This is a genomic window from Hoeflea sp. Naph1 (assembly GCF_046837775.1).
GTDB lineage: Bacteria > Pseudomonadota > Alphaproteobacteria > Rhizobiales > Rhizobiaceae > Hoeflea.
The window spans coordinates 3,292,836-3,306,561 of sequence record NZ_CP177286.1; the positions used below are offsets into that span (position 1 = coordinate 3,292,836).

At 60.4% G+C, this 13,726-nt stretch carries 15 protein-coding genes; 11 read left to right on the forward strand and 4 right to left on the reverse strand.

What is annotated here, in order from left to right; all coding sequences use genetic code 11:
* The first annotated feature begins 8 nt into the window (after window positions 1–8).
* Window positions 9–611 carry a DUF1326 domain-containing protein gene (locus ACK6D9_RS15850; RefSeq protein ID WP_412049227.1) on the forward strand — a complete coding sequence of 201 codons (603 nt, stop codon included), beginning with the start codon at window positions 9–11 and terminating at the stop codon, window positions 609–611.
* The gene (locus ACK6D9_RS15855; RefSeq protein ID WP_412049228.1) at window positions 608–1,414 is read left to right on the forward strand and encodes a DUF2182 domain-containing protein; all 807 of its coding nucleotides are present in this window, start codon (window positions 608–610) and stop codon (window positions 1,412–1,414) included. The genes ACK6D9_RS15850 and ACK6D9_RS15855 overlap by 4 nt, the downstream gene beginning before the upstream one ends.
* Window positions 1,415–1,477: 63 nt before the next feature.
* On the opposite strand, the gene ACK6D9_RS15860 is transcribed toward ACK6D9_RS15855, so the two are convergent.
* The 3 genes from ACK6D9_RS15860 to ACK6D9_RS15870 all read right to left on the reverse strand — a co-directional run bounded on the left by ACK6D9_RS15860 (window position 1,478) and on the right by ACK6D9_RS15870 (window position 3,954).
* Window positions 1,478–1,861 carry a rhodanese-like domain-containing protein gene (locus ACK6D9_RS15860; RefSeq protein WP_412049229.1) on the reverse strand — a complete coding sequence of 128 codons (384 nt, stop codon included), beginning with the start codon at window positions 1,859–1,861 and terminating at the stop codon, window positions 1,478–1,480.
* 12 nt (window positions 1,862–1,873) lie between these two features.
* Window positions 1,874–2,773: an MBL fold metallo-hydrolase gene (locus ACK6D9_RS15865; protein WP_412049230.1), complete on the reverse strand. Its 900-nt coding sequence runs from the start codon at window positions 2,771–2,773 to the stop codon at window positions 1,874–1,876.
* Between the two features lie 191 nt (window positions 2,774–2,964).
* On the reverse strand, window positions 2,965–3,954 hold the full coding sequence (locus ACK6D9_RS15870) for a cation diffusion facilitator family transporter (protein ID WP_412049231.1): 990 nt from the start codon (window positions 3,952–3,954) through the stop codon (window positions 2,965–2,967).
* Window positions 3,955–4,154: 200 nt separating this feature from the next.
* Between ACK6D9_RS15870 and ACK6D9_RS15875 the strand changes: the two genes are divergently transcribed.
* A complete protein-coding gene (locus ACK6D9_RS15875; protein WP_412049232.1) occupies window positions 4,155–4,910 on the forward strand; it encodes a hypothetical protein in 756 nt (251 codons plus the stop codon).
* Window positions 4,911–4,928: 18 nt separating this feature from the next.
* On the opposite strand, the gene ACK6D9_RS15880 is transcribed toward ACK6D9_RS15875, so the two are convergent.
* On the reverse strand, window positions 4,929–5,927 hold the full coding sequence (locus ACK6D9_RS15880) for a LacI family DNA-binding transcriptional regulator (protein WP_412049233.1): 999 nt from the start codon (window positions 5,925–5,927) through the stop codon (window positions 4,929–4,931).
* Window positions 5,928–6,129: 202 nt separating this feature from the next.
* Between ACK6D9_RS15880 and ACK6D9_RS15885 the strand changes: the two genes are divergently transcribed.
* The 8 genes from ACK6D9_RS15885 (at window position 6,130) to ACK6D9_RS15920 (ending at window position 13,723) form a co-directional block, all read left to right on the forward strand.
* Window positions 6,130–7,077: a sugar ABC transporter substrate-binding protein gene (locus tag ACK6D9_RS15885; RefSeq protein ID WP_322989429.1), complete on the forward strand. Its 948-nt coding sequence runs from the start codon at window positions 6,130–6,132 to the stop codon at window positions 7,075–7,077.
* A 76-nt stretch (window positions 7,078–7,153) separates the two neighbouring features.
* Entirely contained in the window at window positions 7,154–8,275 is a 1,122-nt protein-coding gene (locus ACK6D9_RS15890; RefSeq protein WP_322989428.1) for an ABC transporter permease, read from the forward strand.
* 31 nt (window positions 8,276–8,306) lie between these two features.
* Window positions 8,307–9,065, forward strand: coding sequence for an ATP-binding cassette domain-containing protein (locus ACK6D9_RS15895; RefSeq protein WP_412051831.1), 759 nt, complete (start codon window positions 8,307–8,309; stop codon window positions 9,063–9,065).
* Between the two features lie 265 nt (window positions 9,066–9,330).
* Window positions 9,331–10,308 carry a phosphate/phosphite/phosphonate ABC transporter substrate-binding protein gene (phnD, locus tag ACK6D9_RS15900; RefSeq protein WP_412049234.1) on the forward strand — a complete coding sequence of 326 codons (978 nt, stop codon included), beginning with the start codon at window positions 9,331–9,333 and terminating at the stop codon, window positions 10,306–10,308.
* A gap of 64 nt (window positions 10,309–10,372) precedes the next feature.
* On the forward strand, window positions 10,373–11,173 hold the full coding sequence (gene phnC / locus ACK6D9_RS15905; protein ID WP_267652957.1) for a phosphonate ABC transporter ATP-binding protein: 801 nt from the start codon (window positions 10,373–10,375) through the stop codon (window positions 11,171–11,173).
* Window positions 11,170–11,985 carry a phosphonate ABC transporter, permease protein PhnE gene (gene phnE / locus ACK6D9_RS15910; protein WP_322990617.1) on the forward strand — a complete coding sequence of 272 codons (816 nt, stop codon included), beginning with the start codon at window positions 11,170–11,172 and terminating at the stop codon, window positions 11,983–11,985. Before phnC ends, phnE (ACK6D9_RS15910) begins: the two co-directional genes overlap by 4 nt.
* Window positions 11,985–12,803 carry a phosphonate ABC transporter, permease protein PhnE gene (gene phnE / locus ACK6D9_RS15915; RefSeq protein WP_412049235.1) on the forward strand — a complete coding sequence of 273 codons (819 nt, stop codon included), beginning with the start codon at window positions 11,985–11,987 and terminating at the stop codon, window positions 12,801–12,803. The genes phnE (ACK6D9_RS15910) and phnE (ACK6D9_RS15915) overlap by 1 nt, the downstream gene beginning before the upstream one ends.
* Window positions 12,800–13,723: an HAD-IIA family hydrolase gene (locus ACK6D9_RS15920; protein WP_412049236.1), complete on the forward strand. Its 924-nt coding sequence runs from the start codon at window positions 12,800–12,802 to the stop codon at window positions 13,721–13,723. The genes phnE (ACK6D9_RS15915) and ACK6D9_RS15920 overlap by 4 nt, the downstream gene beginning before the upstream one ends.
* The last annotated feature ends 3 nt before the right edge of the window (window positions 13,724–13,726 follow it).

Here is a 13,726-nt window from a genome sequence, read left to right on the forward strand (position 1 = left end):
AATATTTCATGACCTGGTCACTCAAAGGCACCTATTTTGAAAGCTGCAATTGCGAAACCGCCTGCCCTTGCATGTTTTTAAGCCCGCCCACCGAAGACGACTGCACGGCGCTGGTCGGCTGGCATATCGATGAGGGCACCGACGAGGGTGTGTCGTTGTCGGATCTCAATGTTGCCCTCGCCGTGCATTCGCCCGGACCGATGGCCACCACCCAGTGGAATGTCGCCGTCTATGTCGACGCACGCGCCGACGAGGCCCAGAACGGCAGCCTGATGAAGATCTTTGGCGGCCAGGGCGGCGGCCACCCGGCGCGGCTCGCCAGCCATATCGGCAAGATCCTCGGTGTCCGCTCGGTGCCGATCGAGTTTACTGCCAGCAACGGCAAATACGGGCTCAAGATCCCCAAGATCGCCGATGTCGAAATTGAGGCGATCACCGGCCAGGGCGACGGCCCGGTGACCATCTCCGGCCACCCGTTGTGCATCGCCCCGGGCTTTGACGGAACCGTGGCGCGAGCCAGCAAGAACGTCTACCAGGATCACGGCATGGAATGGGGCCTGACCGGAAAGACCGGTGTGTTCTCGCCTTTTGCCTATCAGAGCGAACAATGACAGCCCCGCAAGGCATCACCCCCGGCGCCGGAATGGGCGCTGGGGCGCATCTCACCCCCGCGCGGATTGCGGTGCTGCTCGGCGGCCCGACCGTGCTCGCGCTGGCAAGCTGGATCTACCTCGGCATGATGATCGGCGACATGTCGATCATCCCCGGCATGAAGGAAATGATGATGCCCGGGATGATGTTCACCCCGGCGCCGCTGGCAGGGCTGTTCCTGATGTGGGCGGTAATGATGGCGGCGATGATGCTGCCGACGGCCGCACCGATGATCATGGCCTATGCGCGCATGCAGGCGCTGGACCGGGCACGCGGCGCCGGCTGGCAGCCGGTGTGGATGTTTTCAGGCGGATATGTCGTGGCCTGGGCAGGTTTCAGCCTCGCCGCCACACTGTTGCAGGCAGGTCTCACACATCTCGCCTTGATGTCGCCGATGATGATGAAGGTCGGATCGGGGCCGCTTGCGGGCACCATCCTGATTGCCGCGGGACTCTACCAGTTCACTCCGCTCAAGCAGGCCTGCCTCAGCCTGTGCCGCACGCCGTTGCATTTTTTGATGACTGAATGGCACGACGGAAAAATTGGTGCGCTGCATATGGGCTGGCGCCATGGCCTGTTCTGCATCGGCTGCTGCTGGGCGCTGATGGCGCTGCTGTTTGTCACCGGCGTCATGAACACGGCCTGGATCCTCGCCATCACGCTCTATGTGCTGATCGAAAAGACCGTGCCGGGTGGCAAGGCATTCTCTCGGCTTGCCGGGGCGGCACTGACGGCAACCGGCCTTTGGGTATTGGCCGGCTGAAAGCTGCAAGGCACAGCCCGCGCCGATCATGGCGCGGGCTGTGGCGGTCAAGTGTCAGAGCAGTCAGCCGGATTTCTTCATCGGCTTCGGCGCACCGGTGGCCATGTCGGTGCCAGTATATTCAAGCCCCGCTTCCTTCCAGGCACCGAACCCGCCCTCCATATGAGCAATACGATCGATTCCCGCAGCCAGGCATTTTTCGGCCACCATCTTTGATCGCACCCCCGAGCCGCAGTGAAACACGATCCGTTTTTCGGCTTGTCCCGGCATGTGCCCGGGGTCAAACGCCTGCATCGGCGCCAGCAACGCACCATTGATGCGCTCGAAACTGTATTCCTGTGGCGTGCGCACGTCGATCAGCACAATTTCGTCACGGTCGAATGCCTCGGCGACCTCCTGTGGCGTCCACGTTTCCAGCGTGCCGTTGTGGGCGGATTCAGTTTTCATGATGGCTCCTTTTCAGAACTTGTTGAGTGGAATCTTGAGATAGCTTTCCCCGTCGGCCTCGGGATCGGGCGCACGGCCTGCACGCAGGTTCATCTGCAGCACATGCAGCATCCTGTCAGGCAGGCTCAACGACTTGTCGCGCGCCTCTCGCCGTTCCACATAGGCATCCTGGCCGAAGCCACCACCAATATGGGCATTGTGCCGGCGTTGCTCAATGACAGTGGATTCCCAGGCGGGCTCTTTGCGGTAATCGGTGCCATAGTCATGGCCGACAAACAACCGGGTCTGCTCCGGCAGCGCCAGGATCGCCTGCAGCGACTGGTACAATTCGGCTGCCGAACCGCCCGGAAAATCCGCCCGCGCGGTGCCGACATCGGGCTGCATGAAGGTGTCATGGACAAAGGCCGCATCTTCGCCCACCACATAGGTGATCGATCCGAGCGTGTGCCCGGGCGACAGCATCACCCGCACCGGCAGCGATCCGATACTGAAACGATCACCATCGGCAAACAGCCGCGCAAAATCCCGGTCTGGATCAAACGCATGGGGCAAGTGATAAAGCCCGCGCCATAGCTCGGCGATCTCCCTAATTTTGGTACCAATGGCGTTGGGGGCGCCCAGTCGCTGACCGAGAAAATACGAAGCCATCAAATGATCAGCATGCGGATGGGTGTCGAGTACCCACTCGATCTCGACCTGTTCGGAGCTGATAAAGCGCAGGATTTCCTCGACGCTCGCGGGATTGAGGGAGGCGCTGGCCGGATCAAACCCCATCACCACGTCAATCAGCGCGCCCTTTTTGGTGCTGGGGTCGACCACCAAATACTGGATGCTGCCGCTATCAGCGTCATAAAAACCGGTGACATCCGCGGATCCTGGTCCGTGCGACGGGCTGGTGCGTGACAAGGCCATGATTGCTCCTCGAGTTTACCGGGACATGATCGAATATATTTCAATTTCTTAATGTATCAAGCAGCGATAGGTTCCATGTGATCTCGCGCACTTCACGATCTCCCCCATGAAATCCGCAGCGCCTGCCGGCACGCGCCCGGCTTGGGCGAAAATTTCAGCGACAACGGCCACCCGGAAATCGCGAGGGCGGGTCAGTGCTTGTCCTGGTGCTCGTGCTCCTCTCCCGCGCCGTGATCGTGGTCATGGCCTTGGTCAGATCCTGGTAGCGGCTGTCGTTCATCGCCGATCTGTTCGGGATCGATACAGGCATGGGCGGAGCATTCCAGTTCCAGCGTCGAATGGGCAATGCTGAATTCATCCTTGAGAACACATTTGACCTCCGCCTTGATCGCGTCGGCATCGTTCCAGCGCCCGGCGGCGACAACCAGATGCGCCTGCACCGCATTGTCGTGTTCCTGCATTTGCCACAGATGGAAATGATGCACGCCGGTGACCCCGTCCATCCGCTGCATCGCATCCAGCACTTTCTCGGTGTTCAGGTCGACCGGACTTCCCAGCATCAGGATGCGGATGACATCGCCGATCTCGGAATACGACATCCACAAAATATAACCGGCGATCAGCAGCGTGACGAGCGGATCGATCCAGCGCCAGTCGTACAGAATGATCAGCGTGCCTGCGACAATCACCGCGATCGAACCAAGCGCATCGGCGACATTATGCACGAATGCAGCCCGGATATTGACGCTTTCCTTCGACAGCGAATAGGTCAGCAGCGCTGTCGCCGCATCGACGATGAGGGCGACGCCGGCGATGATCACCACCAGCCAGCCATCGACACCTTCCGGTTCGATGAACCGCATCACCGCCTCGTAGATCAGGTAGAGCCCGATGACGATCAGCGTGGTGTAATTGATCAACGCGGCAACCACTTCGGCACGGCCATAGCCGAACGTCATGGTCGAATCCGCCGGTCGCCGCGCAATCTTGCGAGCCAGAAACGCGATCACCAGCGACAGCGCATCGGAAAGATTGTGGATCGCGTCGGCGATCATCGCCAGGCTGCCCGACAGGATGCCGCCGATGATCTGTGCCACCGTCAGCCCAAGGTTGACGACCACCGCCCAGAAAACCCGCGCGTCGCCGGCATTGCGGTCTACGTGATGATGATGGCCTGCCATGCTGTTGTCCTGTCTGTGGGCTGATTTCAGTGACTCATAGGCTTAATCTCTCCAGTGGCTAGAGATTCAAGAGATAAGATCATCTCTCTCTTTTGTGGAAAGACCGTCCACCGTACCGCAATTGCGCAGCGCAAGCCCGGTTCCTAGATATGCCGTTGGAGCCGAATTGCAAAACCCTGTGCGGGTGAAGGACCCAACGTGTGACCAAGTTCAACTATCCCACCTACCCGACGCGGCATGGCTACATGACCGAACAGATCCAGCGTGCTTACATTCTCGCCGCAATCGAGAAGAAAGTGCTTCCGGTCGATGCGCATCGGATGGCGCAGATCATCTCGCTTGAAGCCTCCAACGACATCACCAAACCGATCCAGTTCTGGCAGTTGTATTCCGTGCTGGGCCCGGAGCGGATCGTTGCCATTGTGAGCGATTTTTACACCCGCGTGTTTGCCGACGAGGACTGGTTTGCATCCGCGTTTGCCCGCATCGGCGGCATCGAACACCACATCAACACACAGTCAGCGATGTGGGTCGACGTCATGGGCGGCGGTCCCGCCTATCATGGCGGCGATTTCCGGCTGAACTTCCACCATACCCACAACGCCATTCAGGTAATGAACGACAAGGGCGCGGCCCTTTGGACCAAACTGATGTTGCAGACCCTGGATGCGTGCGCCCACCACATGACCGGCGATCCGCGCGTGCGCACTGCCCTCAACACCTTCCTGACTCACTTTATGGGAAAATACGCCCAGGAATTTGATTTTGAAAACAAAAGTTTCTTCGGCGCCACCAATCCGCCGGTCAAGCGCAAGCTCAATTTCATGAAAATGACCACCGAGGCGATCGAGGCGCTGACGGAAGAAGAATTGCGGGAGGCGCTTGCCGAGCATGGCGTCGACACCGCGAAATATCCCGGCAAGCAGGATCTGGTGAACAAGGCGCAGATGCTGTGAGGCGCCCCTGAGACAGCTTCAAGTAACCGGCTTCAAGGTTCCCCGCTCGATCACCCGGCAGGGAAACAGCCGGGCCTCGGGATAGCGATCGGGGGCCACCAGCATTGAGACGATCAGTTCGATCGAGGAATCGATGATCTGCTTGATCGGCTGGCGGATGGTGGTCAGGTTGATGTTTTCCCAACCGGCCATCTCCATGTCGTTGAGCCCGATCAGGCCGATGTCGTCGGGCACGGCGAGCCCCGAACCGGTGATCGCGCTGAGCGCACCGATGGAAAGCACATCATCGCCGCAGAAATAGGCCTGCGCCGGCTTGTTCTTGAGCCGCCTGAGCATCTCCGCCCGCCCTGCCTCGAAGGAATAGGCCTCGGCAAACGAATGCCGCAGGGTGATCTCGGGATGGCGGGACAACTCCTCGGCAAAGCCCTTGAACCGGTCCTGTGTCGATGTGGCAGCCTCCGGGCCGCCCAGAAACGCCACGTCGGTATAGCCGCGCCGCGCCAGTTCGCGCGCTGCCATCCGTCCGCATTCGACATTGTCGATGCCGACCACATGGACTTCGGGTGAACTGGCGTGGCGGCCGAAACTGTGAACCACCGGAACGCCGGCATCGCGGAACGCCTTGGCGAACCCCGGCGGCAGCGTCGAGGACGCCACCACCACCCCGTCAACGGAGTATTGCCTGAGCATCCGTACCGAATTGGCGGGATCGGTTTCATCCGACAGGTTGACCAGCAGCGGCCGTAACCCCCGGTCCTGCAGCCCGCGGGTAAACAGGTCGAATACCTCGAGAAAGATCGGGTTGTGAAAATTGTTAGACACCAGACCGATCAGCTTTGTGCGGCCCGTTGTCAGGCTCGAAGCCAGCGCATTCGGGCTGTAACCCAGCTCTTTGGCAGCCTTTTCGACCTTTTTGCGCATTTTCAGCGACACCGACGCACCATCGGTGAAGGTGCGGGAAACCGCGGCGCGCGACACGCCGGCGCGTTCGGCTACATCCTTGAGCGTTGGCGGCATTGATACCTCTTTTAACTCTGACCTGGTCGGTGGCACCCGGCATTACCCCGCATTACTGCGCAAAAAAACGCACGAAAGCAAGAATTTCAGATTTCATTTTGCAACCGGTTGCAAAAATCATTGATTCGTGGTTTCCTGATCATCGAGAGACGGCAGGAGGCCGGCCTTTCTGCCAATTTTGAAACTCTGGGAGGAGATCATGATGTCATTGACAAAGAAGCTCGCATTGGCTGTTGCGGTGCTCGCGGCGCCGGTTCTGGCCGCCACCACCGCATCGGCGGACGGCGAGCGCTACGTGCTCGTCAGCCATGCGCCTGACAGCGACAGCTGGTGGAACACCATCAAGAATGGCCTGGCCCTTGCCGGCAAGCAGATGGACGTGGAAGTCGAGTACCGCAACCCGCCGACCGGTGACCTTGCCGACATGGCTCGCATCATCGATCAGGCCGCGGCATCAGGACCGACCGGCATCATCACCACACTGGCGGATTACGACGTACTCTCCGGCCCGATCAAGGCCGCGGTTGACGGCGGTATCGATGTCATCATCATCAATTCCGGCACGCCCGATCAGGCCCGCGAACTGGGCGCGCTGATGTATGTCGGCCAGCCCGAATATGATGCCGGCTACGCCGCCGGCCTGCGCGCCAAGGGCGATGGCGTCGGCAGCTTCCTGTGCGTCAACCACTATATCTCCTCGCCGTCCTCGACCGAACGGTGCAAGGGTTTTGCCGATGGTCTCGGCATCGAACTCGGCAATCAGATGATCGACGCCGGCCAGGACCCGGCGGAAATCAAAAGCCGCGTGATGGCCTATCTCAATGCCAATCCCGACACCGACGCGGTGCTGACCCTCGGCCCGACCAGCGCCGACCCGACGCTGCTGGCGCTGGAAGAAAACGGCATGGCCGGCGACATTTACTTCGGCACCTTCGATCTCGGCGCCAACATCGTTGAAGGCATCAAGGCCGGCACCATCAAATGGGGCATCGACCAGCAGCCGTTCCTGCAGGCCTACCTGCCTGTAATCGTGATGACAAATTATCACCGTTACGGCGTGCTGCCGGGCAACAACATCAACTCCGGCCCCGGCTTCGTCACCGCCGATGGTCTTGAGATGGTTGAAAAATACGCGGGCGAATACCGCTAGGTTTTCCTCCGGGGGCGGTGGCGCTCACTCTGACGCCGCTGCCCACCTTCCATTCGTCCAAACCATGTGAGGTCTCATGTCCGATACGGCTGAAGTACCTGCAGCAGACGAACGCATCAAACAGACCCCGGCCTGGCGCAAGGCGCTGATCCGCCCCGAACTGGGTGGCATCTGCGGTACGGTGATCGTTTTTGTGTTGTTCGCCATTTTTGCCGGCGACAGCGGCATGTTCAATTCTCAGGGTATTCTCAACTGGTCGGTCGTCTCCGCCCAGTTCATGATCATCGCCGTCGGCGCCTGCCTGTTGATGATTGCCGGCGAATTCGACCTCTCGGTCGGCTCGATGATCGGCTTTGCCGGGATGATGATCGCGATATTCACGATCACCCTGGACTGGCCTGTCTGGCAGGCCATCGTCGTCACCTTCGCGCTGTGCATCGCCATTGGCGCACTCAACGGCTTCATTGTCGTGCGCACCGGCCTGCCGAGCTTCATCGTCACGCTGGCGTTTTTGTTCATCCTGCGCGGCTTCACCATCTACCTGCCGCAATTGATTGAGCGCAAAACCATCATCGGCGGCATCGACAAGGCGGCCGTGGGCGACTGGCTGGCGCCGGTGTTTGGCGGCAAAATCCTCTCGAGCCTGTTCACATGGCTAGGTGATGCCGGCATCATCGCCGTGTTCGAACGCGGCAACCGCGCCGGTCAGCCGGTGGTCGACGGCATTCCGATGTTGATCATCTGGGCTCTGGCGCTGGTGGCGTTCGGCCATTTCGTGCTCACCCGCACCAAATTCGGCAACTGGATCTTCGCATCAGGCGGCGACGCCCAAGCCGCGCGTTATGTCGGCGTGCCGGTCAACCGCGTCAAAATCCTGATGTTCATGTTCACTGCCTTCTGCGCCTGCGTGTTTGCTACCTGCCAGGTGATGGAATTCGGCTCCGCCGGCGCCGACCGCGGCCTGCTCAAGGAATTCGAGGCGATCATCGCGGTGGTCATCGGCGGCGCGCTGCTGACCGGCGGTTACGGCTCGGTGATCGGCGCAGCGCTTGGCGCGCTGATCTTTGGCGTGGTTCAGCAAGGTCTGTTCTTCGCCAATGTCGAAAGCTCGCTGTTCCGGGTGTTCCTGGGCGTCATCCTGCTGTTTGCCGTGGTGCTCAACACTTATATCCGCCGCATGATCACAGGGGAGAGATGACATGACCACAGACCACGCTCCCCTCATCGAGATGAAGAACATCGAGAAGCATTTCGGCTCGGTGATCGCGCTCGCCGGCGTCTCGCTCGATATCTTTCCCGGCGAATGCCATTGCCTGCTCGGCGACAACGGCGCCGGCAAATCGACCTTCATCAAGACGATGTCCGGCGTCCACAAGCCGACCAGGGGCGATATCCTGTTTGAAGGCAAGCCGATGCATTTCGAAGATCCGCGCGATGCGATCTCGGCAGGCATTGCCACCGTCTATCAGGATCTGGCGATGATTCCGTTGATGTCGGTCAGCCGCAATTTCTTCATGGGCAATGAGCCGGAAAAACGCTTCGGCCCGCTCAAGCTGTTCGACCATGAGTATGCCAACCGCATCACCATGGAAGAAATGGGCAAGATGGGCATCAATTTGCGCGGCCCCGACCAAGCCGTCGGCACGCTCTCGGGCGGCGAACGCCAGACCGTGGCAATTGCCCGTGCGGTGCATTTCGGCGCCAAGGTGCTGATTCTCGATGAGCCGACCTCGGCGCTCGGTGTACGCCAGACGGCCAATGTGCTGGCCACCATCGACAAGGTGCGCAAACAGGGCATCGCCGTGGTCTTTATCACCCACAATGTCCGCCATGCCATGGCCGTGGGCGACCGTTTCACCGTGCTCAACCGCGGCAAGACGCTCGGCACCGCCCAGCGCGGCCAGATCACGCCGGATGAACTGCAGGACCTGATGGCTGGTGGTCAGGAAATGGTGGCGCTGGAAGGCTCACTCGGCGGCACCGTCTGATTTTTAGCTTCCAATAGCCCAGCTCATTCAGAGGCGTGCTGTCAGGGGGCGCCTTTTTTTGACGGATCAGGGCCGGTTGTTCGGCATTCCGAAACATATGGCTGCGACTTCCCGCCGGATCGAGCACTGGGACCACTTTTTCCACCGAAACTAGTCCTTGGGTGTCACACAGGTGACATGGGGCCTTGCCATTTGAGGCTTCACACAGAATAGTCTGCGTGGGAACGAAACAAAACGAAACTTGACGCGAAACCGGAGGAAGATCATGAACCTGAAATCTGTATTGCTGAGCACCATTGCCGGCCTGGCCTTTACCATCGCCGCTCCGCTGGCCGCATCCGCACAGGATTGCGAGCGCGGCACGCTGGATGTGCGCTATTGCGATGTCGATGGCGATCTGGTCGCCGACACCCCGACCGATCCGGCTGAACTGATCGATCCGGACACGTTGATTTTTGCCTATACGCCGGTGGAAGACCCCGCCGTCTACAAGGAAGCCTGGTCGGATTTCCTGGTCCACATGGAAAAGGTCACCGGCAAAAAGACGGTGTTCTTCCCGGTGCAGTCCAACGCTGCCCAGATCGAAGCCATGCGCTCGGGCCGTCTGCACATCGCCGGCTTCAACACCGGCTCCAATCCGCTCGCCGTCAACTGCGCCGGCTTCCACCCTTTCACCATCATGGCCTCGCTTGACGGCAATTTCGGCTACGAGATGGAGATCATCACCTATCCCGGTTCGGGCATCGAAAAGGTTGAGGACATCAAGGGCAAGACCATGGCCTTTACCGCCGAAACATCGAATTCGGGCTTCAAGGCGCCGTCCGCACTGCTCAAGGCCGAATATGGCATGGAATCAGGCCGCGATTTTGAACCGGCGTTTTCGGGCAAGCACGACAATTCGATCCTCGGCGTCGCCAACAAGGATTACCCGGCCGCAGCCATTGCCAACTCGGTGATGAGCCGGATGATTGAGCGTGATGTGATCAAGGCTGACCAGGTCAAGACCATCTACAAGTCGGAAACCTTCCCAACCACCGGTTTCGGCGTTGTCTACAATCTCAAGCCGGAACTGCAGGAAAAGATCAAGGAAGCCTTCTTCACCTTCCCTTGGGAAGGTTCGTCACTGCAGAAGGAATTCGAAAAGTCCAACGAAGGCCAGTTCCTGGAAATGAACTACAAGGATTTCTGGAACGTGGTCCGCAAGATCGATACCGCCAATGGTGTGCAATACACCTGCGGTTGATCCCTGCCCTCGACGCCGCGCCACCCCCGGCGCGGCGTCTTTTTACCTGATATGACGGGGCCTCATGCTCGAACTCAAGAAACTAACCAAGACCTATCGCACCGGCGACAAGGCCCTCCACGAGGTTGACCTGACCATCCCCAAGGGTCAGGTGCTGGCTCTGATCGGTCCCTCAGGCGCCGGCAAGTCGACCCTCATTCGCTGCATCAACCGCTTGGTGCCGCCAACTTCCGGCAGCGTCATCCTCGACGGTGTCGATGTGACCGCGCTGGGATCGACCGGCTTGCGAAAGATGCGCCGCAAGATGGGCATGATCTTCCAGGAATACGCGCTGGTAGAGCGGCTCACCGTGATGGAGAACGTGTTGTCGGGCCGGCTTGGTTATGTCGGCTTCTGGCGCTCGTTCCTGCGCAAATACCCGCAATCCGACATCGACGAGGCGTTTCGCCTGCTCGACCGCGTCGGGTTGCTGGCGATGGCCGACAAACGCGCTGATGAGCTTTCCGGCGGCCAACGCCAGCGCGTCGGCATCGCCCGCGCCTTGATCCAGGATCCGCGGCTTCTCCTGGTTGACGAACCAACCGCTTCGCTCGATCCCAAGACCTCTCGGCAAATCATGCGGCTGATCTGCGAATTGTGCGCCGAGCGCGACCTTGCCGCCGTCATCAACATTCACGACGTGGCGCTGGCGCAGATGTTCGTCGAGCGCATTGTCGGGCTCAAGGCCGGTGAACTGGCGTTTGACGGCAAGCCCACCGACATGACCGAAGACGTACTCACCAGCATCTACGGCGAAGAAGACTGGCATGCGACCATCCGCAACGTCGATGACGAGGACGCCGACCCCGTGGAACCGGTGCTATGACGACGGTGACGCTGGACGAACGGCTCGGCACCGGCTGGACCAAACCGCCGCTGATCCCCAACCCGGCCCTGCGCTGGGGCCTGCTGATTGGCGCGCTGATCTATATCGTGCTGGCGGTCAGCTCCATCGACGTCAACTGGTCGCGCGTTGCCGAAGGCATGAGCCGTGGCTGGGCGTTCGTGACAGCGTTCTTCAATCCCGATTTCGTTTCCCGCGGCGGCGACATCTGGGACGGCATCCTCGAAAGCATCATCATTACCATCACCTCGACCGTGGTCGGCATCGCCATTTCGATCCCGATCGGGCTTGGTGCGGCGCGCAATATCGCGCCGCTGCCGGTCTACCTGGTCTGCCGCGGGATCGTTGCGCTGTCGCGCGCACTCAACGAGATCATTGTCGCCATCCTGCTGGTGGCGATCTTCGGCTTTGGCCCGCTGGCCGGCTTCCTCACGCTGTCGTTTGCCACCATCGGCTTCCTGTCGAAATTGCTGGCTGAAGACATCGAGGAGATGGACAAGGTGCAGGGTGAAGCAATCCGAGCCACAGGCTCATCCTGGCTGCAATGGATCAATTATGGCGTCCAGCCACAGGTAATGCCGCGGCTGATCGGCTTGTCGATGTACCGACTCGACATCAATTTCCGCGAATCCGCGGTGCTGGGCCTGGTCGGCGCCGGCGGCATCGGCGCAACGCTCAACACCGCTTTCGACCGTTATGAATTCGATACCGCCGCGGCTATCCTGCTGATCATCATCGTGACGGTGATGGTGCTGGAATACCTTTCCGGCGTCATCCGGGCAAAGGTGCAATAATGCCGGTATCAACTGACGCAAAGGGCGCCAAGGTCTGGCAATTGCGCAATCGCAACCAGACGATTTCCCGTTGGGCTGCCTATCTCGCCGCCGTCGCCATCTTCATGTGGTGCTGGCAGCGGATTTCCGAGGCCACCACCTGGTTCTTCGTCTGGGATGCGCCGCGCATTGCCGCCGATATCGGTGGCCGCGCCATGCCTCCGCGCTGGTCCTACATGGACAAATTGTGGGGCCCGCTGTGGGATACGCTCAACATGGCCACGCTCGGCACCATGCTGGCGCTGGTGATGGCGGTGCCGGTGGCCTTCCTGGCAGCGCGCAACACCACGCCAAGCGCGCTGTTCATCAGGCCGGTAGCGCTGTTCATCATTGTCGCCACCCGCTCGATCAACTCGCTGATCTGGGCGCTGCTGCTGGTCGCCGTGATCGGACCCGGGGTATTTGCCGGTCTGATGGCGATCGCCTTCCGCTCGATCGGTTTTTGCGCCAAGCTTCTGTATGAGGCAATCGAGGAAATCGACGAAAAACAGGTCGAGGCGATCACCGCCACCGGCGCCAGCCGCTGGCAAGTGATGGCTTACGGTATCGTGCCGCAGATCATGCCCGCATTCGCCGGCATCAGCGTGTTCCGATGGGATATCAACATCCGTGAATCCACCGTGCTGGGCCTCGTCGGCGCCGGCGGCATCGGTCTGCAATTGCAGTCCTCGCTCAATACGCTGGCCTGGCCGCAGGTAACCCTGATCCTGCTGGTTATCCTGGGTGCCGTGGTGATCGGCGAATGGATCTCGGCAAAAGTACGTGGAGCCATCATTTGAGCACCGGCGCCAATGTCATCCGCGACCAGGGCCCCGATCTGGCATTCCGCGAATATGAAGCGGTACGCCACCGGCTGCCCTCAACCCGTCCGCCCGCTTCATCCGAGCGTGCAGCCGATCTCGACGCCATCGCCGATCAGTTCGACGTGTTCCTGCTCGATGCTTTCGGTGTGCTCAATATCGGCGAAACCGCCATTCCCGGTGTCGTCGACCGCGTTGCCGGTCTGCGCCAGCGCGGCAAGCAGGTGATGGTGGTCACCAACGCCGCCGGCTATCCCTCAAGCGTGCTTCACGCCCGCTACGAACGCCTGGGCTACACTTTCGATGAGGCCGACGTGGTGTCGAGCCGGATGGCGTTGCTCGCGGGCCTCGGCGCCCATCCCGCCCATAAATGGGGAATGGTGGCTGCCCCGAAATTCGGCCCCGAAGAACTCCCAGAAGGCGCGCATTTTCTTGAGGACGACGCCCTCGCCTACGCCCAGGCCGAAGGCTTTCTGATGCTCGGTGCATCGGCCTGGAGCGAGGCCCGGCAGGCGCTGTTCGAACAGGCGATGAAGGATCATCCACGCCAGATCCTGGTCGGCAATCCTGATATTGTTGCCCCGGTGGAAAACGGGCTGTCGCGCGAGCCCGGTCATTACGCCCACCGCCTGGCCGACGCTACCGGCGCGGAGCCGGTATTTTACGGCAAGCCGTTCCCGGCGATCTTCGACCTGGCGCGCGAGCGCATCCGTCCTGGCACGCCTGACGAACGCGTGGTGATGGTCGGCGACACGCTGCACACCGACATTCTCGGTGGCCAGGCCGCAGGTTTCCGCACCGCGCTGATCCAGGGGTATGGCTTTTTCGACGGCCATGATCCGGCAGATTTTATCGCCCGGTCAGGCATCATTCCGGATTTCATCCTCGAACGTCCCTGAGCA

What these genes read in the sequence shown, in the direction of transcription:
- ACK6D9_RS15850 (WP_412049227.1), top strand. Translation starts at nt 9, where the DNA reads ATGACCTGGTCACTCAAAGGCACCTATTTTGAAAGCTGCAATTGCGAA.
- ACK6D9_RS15855 (WP_412049228.1), top strand. Translation starts at nt 608, where the DNA reads ATGACAGCCCCGCAAGGCATCACCCCCGGCGCCGGAATGGGCGCTGGG.
- ACK6D9_RS15860 (WP_412049229.1), bottom strand. Translation starts at nt 1,861, where the DNA reads ATGAAAACTGAATCCGCCCACAACGGCACGCTGGAAACGTGGACGCCA.
- ACK6D9_RS15865 (WP_412049230.1), bottom strand. Translation starts at nt 2,773, where the DNA reads ATGGCCTTGTCACGCACCAGCCCGTCGCACGGACCAGGATCCGCGGAT.
- ACK6D9_RS15870 (WP_412049231.1), bottom strand. Translation starts at nt 3,954, where the DNA reads ATGGCAGGCCATCATCATCACGTAGACCGCAATGCCGGCGACGCGCGG.
- ACK6D9_RS15880 (WP_412049233.1), bottom strand. Translation starts at nt 5,927, where the DNA reads ATGCCGCCAACGCTCAAGGATGTAGCCGAACGCGCCGGCGTGTCGCGC.
- ACK6D9_RS15885 (WP_322989429.1), top strand. Translation starts at nt 6,130, where the DNA reads ATGTCATTGACAAAGAAGCTCGCATTGGCTGTTGCGGTGCTCGCGGCG.
- ACK6D9_RS15890 (WP_322989428.1), top strand. Translation starts at nt 7,154, where the DNA reads ATGTCCGATACGGCTGAAGTACCTGCAGCAGACGAACGCATCAAACAG.
- ACK6D9_RS15895 (WP_412051831.1), top strand. Translation starts at nt 8,307, where the DNA reads ATGAAGAACATCGAGAAGCATTTCGGCTCGGTGATCGCGCTCGCCGGC.
- phnD (WP_412049234.1), top strand. Translation starts at nt 9,331, where the DNA reads ATGAACCTGAAATCTGTATTGCTGAGCACCATTGCCGGCCTGGCCTTT.
- phnC (WP_267652957.1), top strand. Translation starts at nt 10,373, where the DNA reads ATGCTCGAACTCAAGAAACTAACCAAGACCTATCGCACCGGCGACAAG.
- phnE (WP_322990617.1), top strand. Translation starts at nt 11,170, where the DNA reads ATGACGACGGTGACGCTGGACGAACGGCTCGGCACCGGCTGGACCAAA.
- phnE (WP_412049235.1), top strand. Translation starts at nt 11,985, where the DNA reads ATGCCGGTATCAACTGACGCAAAGGGCGCCAAGGTCTGGCAATTGCGC.